Raw genomic sequence first — 14,931 nt, 5'->3', positions numbered from 1 at the left:
GCGGGAACTTCCTTTCATTCTGCTTTTCCCTGAGGACCAGGGAAATTCGGGGGCGCAGGCCTGTCGTCAGACGGAAACGGCCCGTTCGAGCAGCGCCGCGTAGGCGATCCCGCCCTGCCATTCCTTGCGGGCGATGATCCGCAGCCCCGCTTCGGAGCACGCCTTTTCCAGCGCGTCGGGATCGACGAACAGCCACGGGAACCACGGGCCTGCCTCGCCCTCGAGCCACAGCCGCATCCGGATGTCTCCGCGGTATCCGCCGTCCGGGAGTTCGCGGGCGTTGAAGGTTCCGGGCGGCAGTTTGCGCCAATCCGTACTGGTGAACACAATGCGGCCGGTTTCGTTCAGCCACGAGGACAAGCGAAGCAGGAATTCCGGCAGTGCGGCGAGCCTTGCCGCCATTCCGCCGTTTCCGCCGACCGCGAGCACCGTGTCCACAGGTCGCGGCGGCGTGTAGGAGAAAACATCCGCCCGCACACAGGAAACACCGGCGGCCTTCGCCATCGCCACCGCGGCCGGGATCAGCTCGATCCCGTGCCCGGCTACCCCGCGAGCGGCGAGAATCTCCAGGTCACGGCCGGTCGCGCAGCCGATGTCGAGGACGTAGCCGTCCCGCACCCAGTCGAGCACGTCGGAGCCGACCGGCGGCTTGGCTCCGGGCTCCCGTTTCCACCATTCCAGCGGCTGCGGGGCGACCGGCAGCTTGCTGTCGCCGATTTCGACCGTAAAGGATCCCGGCCGGATTTCGCGTTGCAAAGCCTGTTCGAAGAAAGTGACATCCACGCCTGACACTCCCAGCACCATTGCCGAAATGCGGATGACGCCGGACCGGGCAACGAATTACCCGGCTCGACCGAGACCTCAGCATCCAGCGGGCACCCGCCGGAGGCAGAACTCCAGAGTCGCAGCGCCCGCGACGCACCGTCAAAGGTCGTTACCCGAAGAAACTGCCACGCCTGCCCGATCGACTCTCGGCGGAAAACCGGTCGCAGCGCGAATTAGCCCAGCCGTACGAATGGATCCTGCGCCGCCCGGACGTCAGTCGAGCGCGGCGAGAACCAATGCGGCCATCGCGACCGGGTCCCCGTTTTCCGGGCGCAGCACGAGATCCGGCGACGCGGGCCGTTCGTACGGCGCGTCCACTCCGGTGAATCCGGTGATCTCGCCTGAGCGCGCCTTGGCGTACATGCCCTTCGGATCGCGGTCCTCGCATACTTCGAGCGGGGTGTCGACGAAGACTTCCAGAAACGGCAAACCCGCGGTTTCGTGCACAGCCCGCGCGAGTTCGCGGTCAGCCTGATACGGGCTGATCAACGACACGACCGCCACCACCCCGGCGTCGGCGAACAGCTTGGCGACCTCCGCGACGCGGCGGATGTTCTCGGCCCGCTGTTCCGGGGCGAACCCGAGGTCGCCGTTGAGGCCGTGCCGGAGGTTGTCCCCGTCCAGCAGGTAGGCGGGGCGGCCCGAGGCGACCAGCCGGCGCTCCAGCTCCACCGCCACGCTCGACTTGCCCGAGGCGGACAGCCCGGTGAGCCAGACGGTGCGGCCGCGGGTCGCGCGTTCGTCCCGCGACACCGCCGCCGGATGCCAGACCACGTTCGGCGCCGTCGCGCTCGGGCCGGTGATCATGCCCGCCCCGACGGTGTCCCCGGAGTGTTCGTCGACCAGGAGGAAGCCGCCGGTCGGCTTGTTGCGGAGGTAGGGGTCGAACAGCAGCGGCTGTCGCGTGCGCAGCCGGACCCGGCCGATCTCGTTGAGCGACAACGACTCCGCGGCCTCGTCGCGGTGCAGGGTGGTGACGTCCAGCCGGTAGTCGAGCGCGCGGACCTCGGCCTTGGTCTCGCGGGTGGTGTGCCGGACCAGATAGTTCGCGCCCGGAGCGAGCGCGGCTTGTTCGGAGAGCCAGCACACCATGGCGTCAACGTCCTGGCCGACGTGCGGGCGGTTGCCCGGGCGGCAGATCAGGTCGCCGCGGCTGAGGTCCAGTTCGTCGGCGAGTTCGATGGTGACGGCCAGCGAGGCGAACGCCTCCGGCACCTCGACGCCGCCGGGACCCCAGATCGCGCGGACGGTCGTGGTGAACCCGGACGGCAGCACCGTCACCTCGTCGCCGGGCTTGAACACGCCTCCGGCCACCGTTCCGGCGTAACCGCGGAAGTCCCGGCTGTGTTCGCGAATCACGTATTGCACCGGAAAACGCGCGTCGACGAGGTTGCGATCCGAAGCGACGTGCACCTGTTCGAGGTGGTGCAACAGCGAAGTGCCCTCGTACCACGGCATGCTCGCGCCCCGGTGCACCACGTTGTCGCCGTGCAGCGCGGACATCGGCACAAAAGTCAGATCGGGGGTCTGCAATTTCATCGCGAACCGGCGGAAGTCCTCGCGGATTTCCTCGAATCGTTCCTGCGACCAGTCGACCAGGTCCATTTTGTTCACGCACACCACCAGGTGCCGGATGCCCAGCAGACTGGCGAGGAAGGCGTGCCGGCGCGACTGTTCGAGCACGCCCTTGCGCGCGTCGACCAGGATCAGCGCCACGTCCGAAGTGGACGCTCCGGTGACCATGTTCCGGGTGTACTGCACGTGTCCCGGGGTGTCGGCGATGATGAACTTCCGCTTGGGCGTGGCGAAATACCGGTGCGCGACGTCGATGGTGATGCCCTGTTCGCGTTCCGCGCGCAGGCCGTCGGTCAGCAGCGCGAGGTCCGGATACGCGTCGCCCCGGTCCCGGCTGGTGCGCTCGATCGCTTCGAGCTGGTCGGTGAACACCGTCTTCGAATCGAACAGCAAGCGGCCGATCAGGGTCGATTTGCCGTCGTCCACGCTGCCCGCGGTGGCGAGCCGCACCGTCGTGACCCGGTCCCCGGCGCTCATCAGAAGTAGCCTTCCTTCTTGCGGTCTTCCATCCCCGCCTCGGAAATCCGGTCGTCGGCCCGGGTCGCGCCGCGTTCGGTCACTCGCGTCGCGGCGACCTCGGCCACCACTTCCGCGGGCGAGGAAGCGGTCGACTCGACGCAGCCGGTGCAGGTCGCGTCCCCGATCGTGCGGAAGCGAACCGTTGCCGGATAAGACACTTCGCCCTCTCCGGCGGTCAGGAACCGGGTGTCCGCCAGCAGCATCCCGTCCCGCTGGACCACCGCCCGCCGGTGCGCGTAGTACAGCGACGGCAAGGTCACGTCTTCTGCTTCGACGTACTGCCAGATGTCCAGCTCAGTCCAGTTCGACAACGGGAACACCCGGATGTGCTCGCCCTTGCGATGCCTGCCGTTGTACAGATTCCACAGTTCCGGACGCTGCCGCCGCGGATCCCATTGCCCGAATTCGTCGCGGAAGCTGAACACGCGTTCCTTGGCCCGGGCCTTCTCCTCGTCGCGCCGCGCGCCGCCGAACACCGCGTCGAAGCCGTTCTCGCGAATGCCGCGCAGCAAGGTCGCCGTCTGGAGCCGGTTCCGGCCCGCCTTGGGGTCTTCGACGGTCCGGCCCGCGTCGATGTCGTCCTGGACGCTCGCGACCACCATCCGCAACCCGTAGCGCTCGACGATCTCGTCGCGGAACCGGATCACTTCGTCGAAGTTGTGCCCGGTGTCGACGTGCATGACCGGGAACGGCAGCGGCGCGGGCCAGAACGCTTTCGCCGCGACGTGCAGCATCACCATCGAGTCTTTCCCGCCGGAGAACAACAGCACCGGCCGCTCGAAGGTCGCCGCGACCTCGCGGAAGACATGCACGGCTTCGGCTTCGAGCGCACCGAGGTGGCTCAGCTCGTAGGCCGGGGGTGCCTGGGTCGCCATCGGATCCGCCCTTCCGGGGTTCAAGGACAGAAAAGTAGAACAGGTTCTTGCGCTGGGTCAAGCGGCGGAGGACGCTGAACGCATGGATCTGGCCGCACTCGAAGAAATCCGCCGCGTGAAATTCCGCTACCTCCGGTGCCTCGACCTGAAGCGCTGGGACGAGATGGCGGAGACGCTCACCGCCGACGCGCGCGTGCACTACGGCACGCCCTCCTACGGCGAACCGCTGAACTTCGACAACCGCGACGCGCTCATGGAATTCCTGCGCACCACCGTCGGCCCCGGCATCACGACGATGCACTTCGCCGGCCACCCGGAGATCGAAATTGACGGCGACACCGCGACCGGGCGATGGATGTTCCAGGACAAGGTGATCGTCGCCGAGCACCGCGTGGTGATCGAGGGAGCCGCGTACTACGAGGACACCTACCGGCGCGAGGACGGCACCTGGCGGATCAGCAGCACGGGGTATGAGCGGCTGTACGAGACGCTGGTGTCGATGAAGGACCAGCCGGGGTGGAAGCTGACCGCGAACATGTGGGGCCAGCCGGCTTGACCGGAGCGGTCAACGGAGCCGTTCGGCGATTTTCCGCAGTCCGTGAGGGGAACCCTGCGGGAATCAGAGTCCCTCAGGGTTCCCCTCACGGAAGTGCGGCTCATCCAGGGCGGACCCCGCCAGCCTCCGCTGTGACGGCATCCGCGATCGCGGCCAGCGCCGCGCCCCGGCGGGCGATTTCCGCGCCGGTGATCGGTTCGCCGACCGAGAGCGTCAGCACCAGCTCCTGCCGCCCCGACGCGTCGAAAGTCGGGGCGGCGAGCAGGCTCACCGCGTGTTTCTTCCGCGGCTCGAGATCCGCGCCGAGGTACACCCGCTCCCCCAGGCTCGACACCAGTTCGCCGACCAGTCCTCGCACCTCGGGCGGGAGATCGCCCGCCGCCACGCCTGCCATCAGCGTGTAGAGCCGACGGCCCGCCGACGTCAGGCTTTCCACCAGATACCCGTGTTCCCGGCACTCGGCGACCACGCGCCGCAGGTACGCCTCGTCCAGCCGCACCGGCACCGCGGGCGGCGTCGCGAGCCAGGCGTCGAAGGCGGATTCGGCGTCCCACAGCACGTACATCAGCCCGACCGGCGGCGCGAACGGGTACGTCTCGCCGAGCCGCACCTTGCCCGGCCCGGCACTCTGCAGCATCAGGATGCGCCCGTCGACCACCGCCGACGCGGTGCACGTCGCGTGGTACCGGGCGCTGAGTTCTTCCAGGTGGGTACGGGCGATTTCGCTGGCGCCGAAACCCTCGGAGGCCGCGCGGCCGGCCGCGATCATGGCCGGTCCCAGGCGATAGGTCGTCGACCGGGGATCGCGGACCACGTAGCCGCTCGCGGTCAGCTCGGTCAGGATGCCGAGGCAGGTCGGCTTGCTCAGGCCCAGTTCGCGCGCCAGCGCGGACAGCCCGAACCGCTGCCCCGGCCGGGCCGCGAAATAGTCCAGCAGCCGCACGACGCGTTCGGTCGGCGGCGAGCGCCGGGTAACCGCCATTGACCCATCCTTAGAACGCGTTCTAGTCTCAACCGACACCGAACGTACCACCCCGGTACAGAATTGGACCAGCGTGAGGAGTCTCCGGTGCTGACCGAACCGCTCGCCGGCGCGATCGCCGAAGCCGAAAAGATCATCGCCGAGGCGCCGCACGTCCGGACCGAACAGGACCTGGTCGAGGGCTACGACTACCTCGCGGGCAGCATCCGGGCCTCGGTCCAGACGGCCTGGGCCTACGACCGCGACTTCCCGTACTTCACCCTGTCCACCGGCCCGTACACGAAAATGGGCCTCGACAACCCGGACACCCTGTACTTCAACGCGAACATCCGCGAGGACCGCGAGTACGTCGTCACCGGCACCCGCGGCACCACCGCGGACCTGAGCTTCCAGATCCTCAACGGCGACTACACGCCGGTCGAGGTGCCCGACAGCATGACCGCGTTCGACGACCGCGACATTCCGATCGCCGCCGACGGCTCCTTCGAGATCCGCTTCGGCCCGGCGAAACCCGACCCCGAGCCCGGTTACTTCGTGCTCGGCCCTGGCTCGTCGATGCTCGTCGTCCGCGAGGTCTACAGCGACTGGGCGACCGAACAGCGCGGCACGATCCAGCTCCGCTGCGCGGACACCACGGGCCAAGCTCCGCCGGCGCTGTCTCGCACCGCGATGGAGAAACGCTACGGCGTCACCGGAAAGATCCTGCTGAGCCGGATCCGGACGTTTCTCGCCTTCCCCAAGTGGTTCTACCTGAACCTGCCGGTGAACACGATGACCGAACCGCGCAGCACACCCGGCGGCCTGCCCACTCAGTACTCCTCGGCCGGGCATTACGAACTCGCCGACGACGAGGTCATGATCGTCACCGTGCCCCGTTCGGACGCGCCGTACCAGGGCATTCAGCTCGGCAGCCCGTGGTACATCTCGCTGGACTACCTCAACCACCAGACCAGCCTCACCGCCGACCAGGCCCGTGTCGACCCGGACGGCAAGATGCGGTTCGTGATCAGCGAACGCGACCCCGGCGTCGCGAACTGGCTCGAACGCACCGGGCACGACCGCGGTTACGTCCAGATCCGCTGGCAACGGCTTTCCCGGGAACTGACCACTGAGGACGGTCCGGAGGTCGAGGTCGTGAAGTTCGGCGAACTCGCCGACCGGCTGCCCTTCCACAAGGAGGCCCGCGTGACTCCCGAGGAATGGGCAGAGCGGATCGCCGCGCGACAGGCCGCGGTCGCGGCCAGGATGCTGGGCTGAATTCATGGACCTCCTTGCCGGCAAAGTCGTTCTCGTGTCCGGAATCGGCCCGGGGCTTGGCCGCTCGATCGCGTTGCGGTCTGCCGCGGCCGGCGCCGACGTCGTCCTCGCGGCCCGCACCGAATCCCGGCTCGCCGAAGTCAAAACCGAGGTCGAAGCACTCGGCAGGCGCGCCGTCTCGGTGCCCACCGACATCACCGACGACGCCTCGGCGACCAAGCTCGTCGAAACCGCGTTGAGCGAGTTCGGCCGGGTGGATACCTTGGTGAACAACGCTTTCGCCATTCCGCCGATCACGGATCTCGCCGAAGTCGACCTCGACGCCGTCCGCGCCGGCTTCGAAACCAACGTGCTCGCCGCGCTCCGGCTGACCCGGCTCTGCACCGCCGCGCTCGCCGAGAGCGCCGGTTCGGTCGTGATGATCAACTCGGCCGTGCTGCGGCATTCGCGGCGCACCTTCGGCGCGTACAAAATGGCCAAGGCGAGTTTGCTGGCGCTCGCGCAGAGCCTGGCGTCGGAACTCGGCCCGCGCGGAATCCGGGTCAATTCCGTTGCGCCTGGCTACATCTGGGCGGATTCGCTCAAGTGGTATTTCGCTTACCTGGCCAAGGAACGCGGCGTGCCCGCGGAGCAGGTGTACCAGGAAACGGCGGAGACGATCGACCTGCGCCGCCTCCCGGAACCGGACGAGATCGCCGACACTGTCGTGTTCCTCGCGTCCGCGCTGGCCCGCTGCGTCACCGGGCAATGCCTCGACGTGAACGCCGGCGAATACCATCACTGAGGGGAAGATCATGCGTCCAGGACGAGACAGCGTCGGCACGGTCGAAGACCTCCACGCCTCCGCCACGAAACTCACCGGCCTCGACGATTTCGGCGGCGACGAGTACCTCGAAGGCCTGCGCGTGCTGCTCGATTCCTATGCCGGCGAAGCGGATTTGACGCCGTACGGCAACAAAGTCCACCGTGCTTTCCTGCGCGGCGCGCTGGTCGCACGGCTGCTGAGCGAAGCTTCGTGGAAGCAGAATCCGCAGTACGCCGACGTACCGATCGAGCGGCCGATCTTCGTCACCGGCCTGCCGCGCACCGGGACGACCGCGCTGCACCGGCTGCTGACCGAAGACCCGGCCCACCAAGGTCTCGAAGTGTGGCTGACCGAAATGCCGCAGCCGCGCCCGCCGCGCGAAACCTGGGCGGAAAACCCGGTGTTCCAAGCGATTCAGGCCGGCTACGAACAGCACCACGTCGAGCATCCCGAGTTCATGGGCCTGCACCACATGTCGGCGGACCAGGTCGAGGAATGCTGGCAGCTGCTGCGGCAGTCGCTGAAATCCGTTTCGTACGAATGCCTCGCGCACGTGCCCGGCTATTCGCGCTGGCTCGACGGACAAAACTGGACCGACGCCTACCGCAGGCACCGGCGCAACCTGCAGCTCATCGGCCTTCCCGACGCCGGACGGCGCTGGGTGCTCAAGAACCCGAGCCACCTGTTCGCGCTCGACGCGCTGATGGAGGCCTACCCCGACGCGCTGGTCGTGCAGACTCATCGCGCGCCCAGCACCATCATCGCGTCAGTGTGCAGCCTCACCGAGCAGGCTTCGGAAGGCTGGTCGGACACTTTCCGCGGCAAGGTCGTCGGACGCAGCCAGCTCGATCTGTGGGCGCGCGGCGCGGAACAGTTCGCCGCCGCTCGCGCCCGGCACAACCCGGCACAGTTCTGCGACGTCCGGTACGAGGACTTCGTCGCGGATCCGATCGGCACCGTCGAGGGCGTCTACCAGCACTTCGGCCTCGACCTCGCGCCGCAGGCGCGCGAAGCGATGACCACGTTGCACGAGCGGAGCCGCACCGGGGACGCGAAACCGAAGCACCGCTACGATCTCGCCGACTTCGGCCTGACCGCCGAGGAGGTCGACGAGCGGTTCGCCGGATATCGCGGCGCGCACCGAAGTTGAAGCCGTTTCGAGACCGGCATCTTCGGCGAACCGGCCACGCCCGAGGGGGCCGCCCCCTAGGATCTGCCCGACGTTCCTTGAGCGGAGAGCAGGTATGACGACCTTCACCAGCACGATCCTCCAGATCCTCCCGCAGGCGTTGCTGCTGATCGTGGGGCTGTTCGGCCTGATCCTCTCGATCGGCAGGCGCTCGCGCGGCGGCTCCGGGCTGATGGTGGCCGCCTTCGCGGTCATGCTCGTCACCACGGCGCTGAACATCGCCTGGCAGCTCATGCTGACGAACGTGGCGTCCTGGATGGCGTCCGATCACCTGAGCAGCGACGAGATGTCGACGATCTTCCTGGCCGTAGGCATCCCGCTCAGCCTGCTCGAGGTGCTGTCGTGGCTGCTCGTCGTGCTCGCGGTCGCGAAGGGCGGCCGCGCGCCGCAGCCCGGCTTCGCGCCGGGCGGGTACCCGATGGGCGGGCAGCCCGGGATCGCTCCGCAGGCCGGTTACGGCCAGCCCGGGTATCCGCAGACCGGCTACGCGCAGCCTGGTTATCCGCAGCCGGGTCAGCCTGCTCAACCGGGTCAGCCTCAGCCCGGTTACCCCGCGCCGGAGCCGGGTCAGCAGTCTGGCTACTTCCAGCAGCAGCCCGGCTACCCCCAGCCGGAGCAGCCTGGTTACCCCCAGCCCGAACCGCCGCAGCCCCACCCGGGCGAAGGCCCGCAGCAGCCGCCGAACTGACGCCGGTCAGACCACCGCTTCAGCCTCGGCCCGGGTGAGAATCTCGTCGACAGTCTCCTCGACGGTCAGCTCAGAGGTGTCCAGCCACAGCCCGACATGCGGGGTCTCCTCGCGGAGGTACGCGTCCAGTCCGGCGATGCCCGTGTCGCCCGGCTGGTACGCGATCTTCCCCCGCGCCGCCTGCCGAGCCGCGTCGCGCTGCTCCACCACTGCGGCGCTGGGCGCGAGAACCACGACATAACAGGGCCGCGTGCGGAGCGCGTCGACCATTTCCGTCAGGTGTTCGCCGAGCACGATGTCCTGCAGCACCACGGTGAACCCGGCCTCGGCGTACCCGTCGGCGACCTGTGCCGCGAGCGCGTACCGGAGCCGAAGCTGCCGGATCGCCTCGGCGGGCGGGTCGGCCGGGCCCATTTCGACCCGGCCGTTGACCACCATCCGCCGGAACACGTCCCCGCGCACGTGCACGGATTTCGGCAACCGCTCGGCGAGCGCCTGCGCCACCGTCGACTTGCCCGCCGCTTGGATTCCGGTCACCACGAAGATCGTCACGTCCGGGAAGCCTGCCTCCTTCTCCGGCGGCTCGCCAACGATTTTCAGCCTCGCTGCCTGCGTCGCCGGGTGGCAACCAGCAGCGCGAAGCCGGTGAGCAAGCTGAACAGCGAGCCCGACAAGAGATCCCACAACGGTGTCCCGGTCGAGGCCAGCGGCGGCGTCCCCGGCGGACCGGTCGGCGGAATCCCCGGAGCCGGCGGTTTCACCGGAGTGTCGGTGGAACAACCAGGCTCGGCTCCGGTGACGCAACTGGTTCCCGGGTTAGCGGAGACCACGACGTTGCGCAGCTGGCTCCCGGCAGCGGCCTCGGGTTTGACTGTGATCGAATACGTGACCGTGACGGTCTGACCGACCGCCAGCGTCCCGTGCCAGGTCAGCCGTGAGCCGCTCTCGTCGACGGTTCCGCTGGTGGCCTTGGCGTCCTGGTTGTAGGCGGCGTCGTCCAGTACGTCGGAGAGGTCGTCGACGAACGCCGCGTCCGGATAGGCCGCCGCGCCAGTGTTGGCGATATCGAGGGTATAGCTGACCTTCTCCCCCGGTTTCGCCGTCGCCACGCCTGCTCGCTTGGTGATGGTCATGGCTCGCACCGGAGTTTCCGTGCCGCAAGCCGGGTCCCGAGTCAGGCAGTTCGTGTCGTCCGGACTCGTGACTGCGTTGCGCAGGATCTTGTCGCCCCGCGGCGGCTCTCCGACGGTGACCGAATACCGGATGACGACCTGCGCACCTGCCTCGACGGGTCCGGTCCACTGCAGACGCGGGGTTTGGTAGCGGACGGTTCCAGCGGTTGCCGTGGCGTCTCCGTTGTAGGCGGCATCGTCCAGGACTCCGGACAGGTCGTCGGTGAACTGTGCGTGCGGTTGCGGTGCCTCGCCGGTATTGCGCACGGTGACGGTGTAGGTGACCTTCCCGCCCGGTTCAGCGATCGCGGGGTCGGCGGTTTTGGTGATCCGCAGGTGCGGCTTCGGCAGCACGACGCGACAGTCCGGGTCGGTCGAGCCCTCCGGGCAGTTCGACCCGCTTCCGGTGACGGTGTTGACGAGCCGGTGGTCGCCGGCGTTGGTGACGATGACGGAGTAGGTGATTTTCGCGGTGGCGCCCTTGGCCAGATCACCGGTCCAGGTCAGGTTCGGCGGCGCGACGGCGACCGTGCCGGTGTCCGCTTTGGCGTCGTTGTCGTAGGTCGCGTCGTCGAGCACGCCCGCGAGATTGTCCGTAATGGACGCGGCCCGGTAATCGGCCTCACCAACGTTCTCGACGGTGATCGTGTAGCTGACCCGATCGCCGGTCTTGATCTCGGCTGGGGTCGCGGTCTTCGTGATCTTCAGCGCGGGCAACGGTGTGACCGTCCCGCAGTCCGGATCGTGCCCGCCCGGCGGACAATCGCCGCCGGTCACCGCGTTGACCAGCTTCTTGTCCCCGGTGGGCGGGTTGTGCACGGTGACGGTGTAGGTGATCGTCACCGTCGCACCCGCCTCGACGTCGCCGCTCCACGTCAGTTTCGGCGCGGCATAAGCAGTTGTGCCGCTGGTCGCACGAACGTCGTTGTTATAACTCGCGTCATCAAGAACACCACTCAGATCATCCGCGACGGTCGCACCGCGGTAAGCGGCCTCGCCGTCGTTGGCTACCAGGACCGTATACGTCATCGTGTCGCCGGGCCGTGGGTTCGACGGGGCCGCGGTTTTCTTCACATGCAGCGCGGGCAACGGCGTCACCGTCCCGCAATCCGGATCATGCCCGCCCGGCGGACAATCGCCACCGGTCACCGCGTTAACCAACTTCTTGTCGCCGGTCGGCGGATTATGCACCGTCACGGTGTACGTGATCGTCACCGCCGCACCCGCCTCAACGTCACCGCTCCACGTCAGTTTCGGTGCGGCATAAGCAGTTGTGCCGCTGGTCGCGTGAACGTCGTTGTTATAACTCGCGTCATCAACGACACCAGTCAGATCATCCACGACGGTCGCACCTCGGTAAGCGGCCTTGCCATCGTTCGCGACCAGGACCGTATACGTCACGGTGTCGCCAGGCCGTGGGTTCGACGGGCTGACGCTCTTCTTGACGTGCAGCCGAGCGACCGGGGTCACCGTCCCGCAGTCCGGTTCCGTGTTGCCGGGCGGGCAACTGGAGTCGGGCGGACCGGTGATCGCGTTGCGGAGTTCGCTGTCGCCGGGGTGCGTGACGGTGACCGAATAGGTGATCGTCGCGGTCGCACCAGCAGGCAGGTCGGCGGTCCACGTCAAAGTGGGTTCGGCGTAGGTGACACTGCCCGAGCTGGCGCTGGCGTCCTGGTTGTAGGTCGCGTCGTCCAGGACGCGGCTCAGGTCGTCAGTGAACCGCGCCCCTCGATAGGTTGCGGTGCCTGGGTTTCGCGCGGTCACCGTGTAGGTCACCTTGTCGCCGGGCTGAGCCGTCGCGGGCGACGCGGTCTTCGACAACTCGAGGGCGCCGATGCCGGTGTCAGTGCCGCAATTCGGATCGGTATTGCCGGGCGGGCACGTCGAACCGCCGGGGCCGGTGACGAGGTTGGTCAGCCTTTTGTCGCCACCGGGCGGGCTGCCGACAGTGACGGAATAGCGCACGGTCACCGTCGCACCAGCCGGGACGTCGCCCGTCCAGTGCAATCGCGGGGCGGCGAAGGAGGTGGTACCCGAGGTAGCCGTCGCGTCGTTGTTCCACGTCGCGTCGTCGAGCACGCCGGAGAGATCATCGGTGAACGACGCTCCGGGATAGCCGGCCTCGCCGGTGTTGCGCACGGTCACGGTGTAACTGACGCGCTCACCGGGTTTGGCGTCCGTCTTGTCCGCGGTTTTCTTGATTTCGAGCGCGCCGATCGGGGTTTCAGTCGCACAGTCCGTGCTTTTCGGCGGGCAGTTCGATCCTTCCGGGCCGGTCACGGTGTTGCGCAGTTTGTGGTCCCCGCGCGGCGGCGAGTGCACGGTGACCGTGTAGCGGATGGTGACGGTCTGGGCGGCGGGAATGTCGCCGGTCCAGGTCAGTTTCGCGGTGTTCGGGTCGTATCCTGGCTGGGTCGGCGCGGGAGTGCCGCCGAGGGTGGCGGCGGCGTTGTTGTTGTAGGCGGCGTCGTCGATCACGCCGGTGAGATCGTCGGTCAGAGTGACCGCGGACGCCGTCGCGCCGCCGATGTTCTCGGCGGTGATCGTGTACGTGACAGTGTCGCCCGGCTTCGCGGTGGCGGGCGAGGCCGATTTCCGGATCACCAAGCCGGAAATCGGTTCGTCTGTGGTGCACACAGGGTCGGCGCCGCAGTTCGAACCGTCCGGGCCGACTACCCGGTTGGTCAGCCGACGGTTTCCGCGCGGCGGGTCGGCGACTGTCACCGTGTACGTGATGGTGACCGTGGCACCCGCCGCGACGTCGCCGGTCCAGTGCAGCGCGCGGCCTGGGTCGTAGGTAATCGTGCCGGATCCAGTGGCGCGTGCGTCGTTGTTGTAGGTGGCGTCGTCGAGGACGTCGGTCAGATCGTCGGTGACCTGCGCTGCTGGCCACTCAGCCTGGCCGTCGTTGGTCACCGTGACCGTGTACGAGACGACGCTCCCTGGGCTCGGCTTGGCGGGCGACGCGTGCTTCGCGATCTTCAAAGCGGCGATCGGCACGACCGTCGAACACGCCGGATCCTTCGACGGTTCAGCACAGTTGCTTTCCGGGACCGTCACAACGTTGGTCAGCTTTTTGTCCCCGCCGGGCGGTTTTCCGACGGTCACCGAATAAGTCATCGTGACGGTGTCGCCCGGCGCGATCGCGCCCGTCCAGGTCAGCTTGCGGCCGGCGTAGGCCGGCTGGGTCGGGGTCGGCGCGCCGCCGGTCGTGGTGGCCGCGTCGTTGTTGTACGCGGCGTCGTCGAGGACCGCGCTCAGGTCGTCGGTCAGCCTCGCCGCCGGGGCGGGTGCGTCGCCCTCGTTGGCGATCGTCACCGTGTACCGCACGGTGTCCCCCGCCTTCGCCGTCTGCTCGCTGGCGGTCTTGCGCACGACGAGCCGGGAGGTCAGGTTCGGCGCGATCGAGCAGCTGGCCAGGTCGGTGATCGGCCAGGAGCCGCCGGATTCGGACGTGATCAGGCCGACCTGGTTGTCCTGGGCGTTGCCGCCGGGCACGAGCGTCGAGGCGCCGGTTTTCGGGTCCACTTTGTACAGTGCCCCGCCGTAGTAGCCCAGGTAGATCGAACCGTGGAAGTAGGCCATTCCGTAGTTGTTGAACCCGTTGCCCGATCCCGGCCCGACGACATGCACCGCCTGAGTCGTCGTCCCGGTCGCCGGGTCGAGCCGGTAGACGTAGGTCGAACCGCCGTAGGAAATCCCGTAGTACGCGCCGCCGTCGGCGTCCACGAACAGGTCGGGCACCAGCGATCCGCCGAGGAAAACCGGATCGTTCGACGGCACCGGCGTCAGGTTCGAGCCCCTGGTCCAGACGGTCGTCGCGCCGGTCGCCAGGTTCATCCCGAACAGCTTCGGCGCGCCGCCGTTCTGCGCGCCGAAGAGCATCCCGGTGTTCGGGTCCGCGGTGATGCCGCCCCAGTTCACCCCGGCGGGCAGGTCGCGGGTCTGGCCGGCCGCGATCTCGTCGGTGGCCCGGTCCGTCCCGGAAACGTGTTTGTACAGCTTCCGGTTCGCGCTCGTGTAACTGGAATAGAACGCCGCCGGACGGCCGGTGTCGGGATCCTTGCCGAGCGCCATATTGGTCGACCAATAATCCGGCAGACCGCCGCCGGCCCGTTTGCTGATCACCGTGTTCTGGATCTCGGCGTCCCCGGCAGCGTCGGTGCGGAACTGCATGCCCGAGCGGAAATTGCTGTAATAAAGGTGGTCGCAGTCGAATGCGGACGGACTCTGCTCGCCTTCCACCGGCCACGTCTGCGCCGACGCGGGAGCCGCACCGCCGACCACCACGCCCGATACGGCGACCGCCGTCACGAGAACCTGCACGGCTAACCGCCGGACCGCTTTCCCGCTCCCACCCGCCCAGCGCACCATGATCGCATCGAATCAACGCGCACCCCGGGCGACAACTCGAAAGCGCGGCGGGGCGCACAAGTCACCCGCTTGAGTTCACCCGGAATTGCCCGGCCGCGAAAAACAATCGGGCGG

General features: G+C 67.9%; 11 protein-coding genes. 5 read left to right on the top strand and 6 right to left on the bottom strand.

Features of this window, described 5'->3' with window-relative positions; genetic code table 11:
* Positions 1 to 66: 66 nt before the first annotated feature.
* From ACFXI3_RS01695 to cysD, 3 genes are all read right to left on the bottom strand, one after another.
* The gene (locus ACFXI3_RS01695; RefSeq protein ID WP_378397403.1) at positions 67 to 783 is read right to left on the bottom strand and encodes a class I SAM-dependent methyltransferase; all 717 of its coding nucleotides are present in this window, start codon (positions 781 to 783) and stop codon (positions 67 to 69) included.
* Between the two features lie 255 nt (positions 784 to 1,038).
* Positions 1,039 to 2,877 (bottom strand): adenylyl-sulfate kinase, encoded by a 1,839-nt coding sequence (gene cysC, locus ACFXI3_RS01690; protein WP_378397402.1) that lies wholly within the window; start codon positions 2,875 to 2,877, stop codon positions 1,039 to 1,041.
* Entirely contained in the window at positions 2,877 to 3,794 is a 918-nt protein-coding gene (cysD, locus tag ACFXI3_RS01685; protein ID WP_378397401.1) for a sulfate adenylyltransferase subunit CysD, read from the bottom strand. The genes cysC and cysD overlap by 1 nt, the downstream gene beginning before the upstream one ends.
* A gap of 82 nt (positions 3,795 to 3,876) precedes the next feature.
* On the opposite strand from cysD, the gene ACFXI3_RS01680 reads away from it, so the two are divergent.
* Positions 3,877 to 4,350 (top strand): nuclear transport factor 2 family protein, encoded by a 474-nt coding sequence (locus tag ACFXI3_RS01680; protein ID WP_378397400.1) that lies wholly within the window; start codon positions 3,877 to 3,879, stop codon positions 4,348 to 4,350.
* Positions 4,351 to 4,450: 100 nt separating this feature from the next.
* Here the strand turns inward: ACFXI3_RS01680 and ACFXI3_RS01675 are convergent, their stop codons facing one another.
* Complete coding sequence (locus ACFXI3_RS01675; protein ID WP_378397399.1) at positions 4,451 to 5,332, bottom strand: helix-turn-helix domain-containing protein; 882 nt, start codon at positions 5,330 to 5,332, stop codon at positions 4,451 to 4,453.
* 87 nt (positions 5,333 to 5,419) lie between these two features.
* Between ACFXI3_RS01675 and ACFXI3_RS01670 the strand changes: the two genes are divergently transcribed.
* From ACFXI3_RS01670 to ACFXI3_RS01655, 4 genes are all read left to right on the top strand, one after another.
* Entirely contained in the window at positions 5,420 to 6,589 is a 1,170-nt protein-coding gene (locus ACFXI3_RS01670) for a hypothetical protein (protein WP_378397398.1), read from the top strand.
* Between the two features lie 4 nt (positions 6,590 to 6,593).
* Positions 6,594 to 7,373, top strand: a complete 780-nt coding sequence (locus ACFXI3_RS01665) for an SDR family oxidoreductase (RefSeq protein WP_378397397.1) — start codon at positions 6,594 to 6,596, stop codon at positions 7,371 to 7,373.
* A 10-nt stretch (positions 7,374 to 7,383) separates the two neighbouring features.
* The gene (locus ACFXI3_RS01660; protein ID WP_378397396.1) at positions 7,384 to 8,544 is read left to right on the top strand and encodes a sulfotransferase family protein; all 1,161 of its coding nucleotides are present in this window, start codon (positions 7,384 to 7,386) and stop codon (positions 8,542 to 8,544) included.
* A gap of 94 nt (positions 8,545 to 8,638) precedes the next feature.
* Entirely contained in the window at positions 8,639 to 9,271 is a 633-nt protein-coding gene (locus ACFXI3_RS01655; protein ID WP_378397395.1) for a hypothetical protein, read from the top strand.
* A gap of 6 nt (positions 9,272 to 9,277) precedes the next feature.
* On the opposite strand, the gene ACFXI3_RS01650 is transcribed toward ACFXI3_RS01655, so the two are convergent.
* Both ACFXI3_RS01650 and ACFXI3_RS01645 read right to left on the bottom strand, forming a co-directional pair.
* Entirely contained in the window at positions 9,278 to 9,823 is a 546-nt protein-coding gene (locus ACFXI3_RS01650; RefSeq protein WP_378397394.1) for an AAA family ATPase, read from the bottom strand.
* A gap of 44 nt (positions 9,824 to 9,867) precedes the next feature.
* Positions 9,868 to 14,817, bottom strand: coding sequence for an internalin (locus tag ACFXI3_RS01645; RefSeq protein ID WP_378397393.1), 4,950 nt, complete (start codon positions 14,815 to 14,817; stop codon positions 9,868 to 9,870).
* Positions 14,818 to 14,931: the final 114 nt, after the last annotated feature.

It is taken from the genome of Amycolatopsis sp. NPDC059235 (genome assembly GCF_042754125.1).
In the GTDB taxonomy this organism is placed as follows: Bacteria; Actinomycetota; Actinomycetes; order Mycobacteriales; family Pseudonocardiaceae; genus Amycolatopsis; species Amycolatopsis albidoflava.
The sequence above is the reverse complement of the archived record's forward strand: the minus strand, read 5'-3'. Positions and strand labels throughout refer to the sequence as shown.

What these genes read in the sequence shown, in the direction of transcription:
- cysC (WP_378397402.1), bottom strand. Translation starts at nt 2,877, where the DNA reads ATGAGCGCCGGGGACCGGGTCACGACGGTGCGGCTCGCCACCGCGGGC.
- cysD (WP_378397401.1), bottom strand. Translation starts at nt 3,794, where the DNA reads ATGGCGACCCAGGCACCCCCGGCCTACGAGCTGAGCCACCTCGGTGCG.
- ACFXI3_RS01680 (WP_378397400.1), top strand. Translation starts at nt 3,877, where the DNA reads ATGGATCTGGCCGCACTCGAAGAAATCCGCCGCGTGAAATTCCGCTAC.
- ACFXI3_RS01675 (WP_378397399.1), bottom strand. Translation starts at nt 5,332, where the DNA reads ATGGCGGTTACCCGGCGCTCGCCGCCGACCGAACGCGTCGTGCGGCTG.
- ACFXI3_RS01665 (WP_378397397.1), top strand. Translation starts at nt 6,594, where the DNA reads ATGGACCTCCTTGCCGGCAAAGTCGTTCTCGTGTCCGGAATCGGCCCG.
- ACFXI3_RS01660 (WP_378397396.1), top strand. Translation starts at nt 7,384, where the DNA reads ATGCGTCCAGGACGAGACAGCGTCGGCACGGTCGAAGACCTCCACGCC.
- ACFXI3_RS01655 (WP_378397395.1), top strand. Translation starts at nt 8,639, where the DNA reads ATGACGACCTTCACCAGCACGATCCTCCAGATCCTCCCGCAGGCGTTG.
- ACFXI3_RS01645 (WP_378397393.1), bottom strand. Translation starts at nt 14,817, where the DNA reads ATGGTGCGCTGGGCGGGTGGGAGCGGGAAAGCGGTCCGGCGGTTAGCC.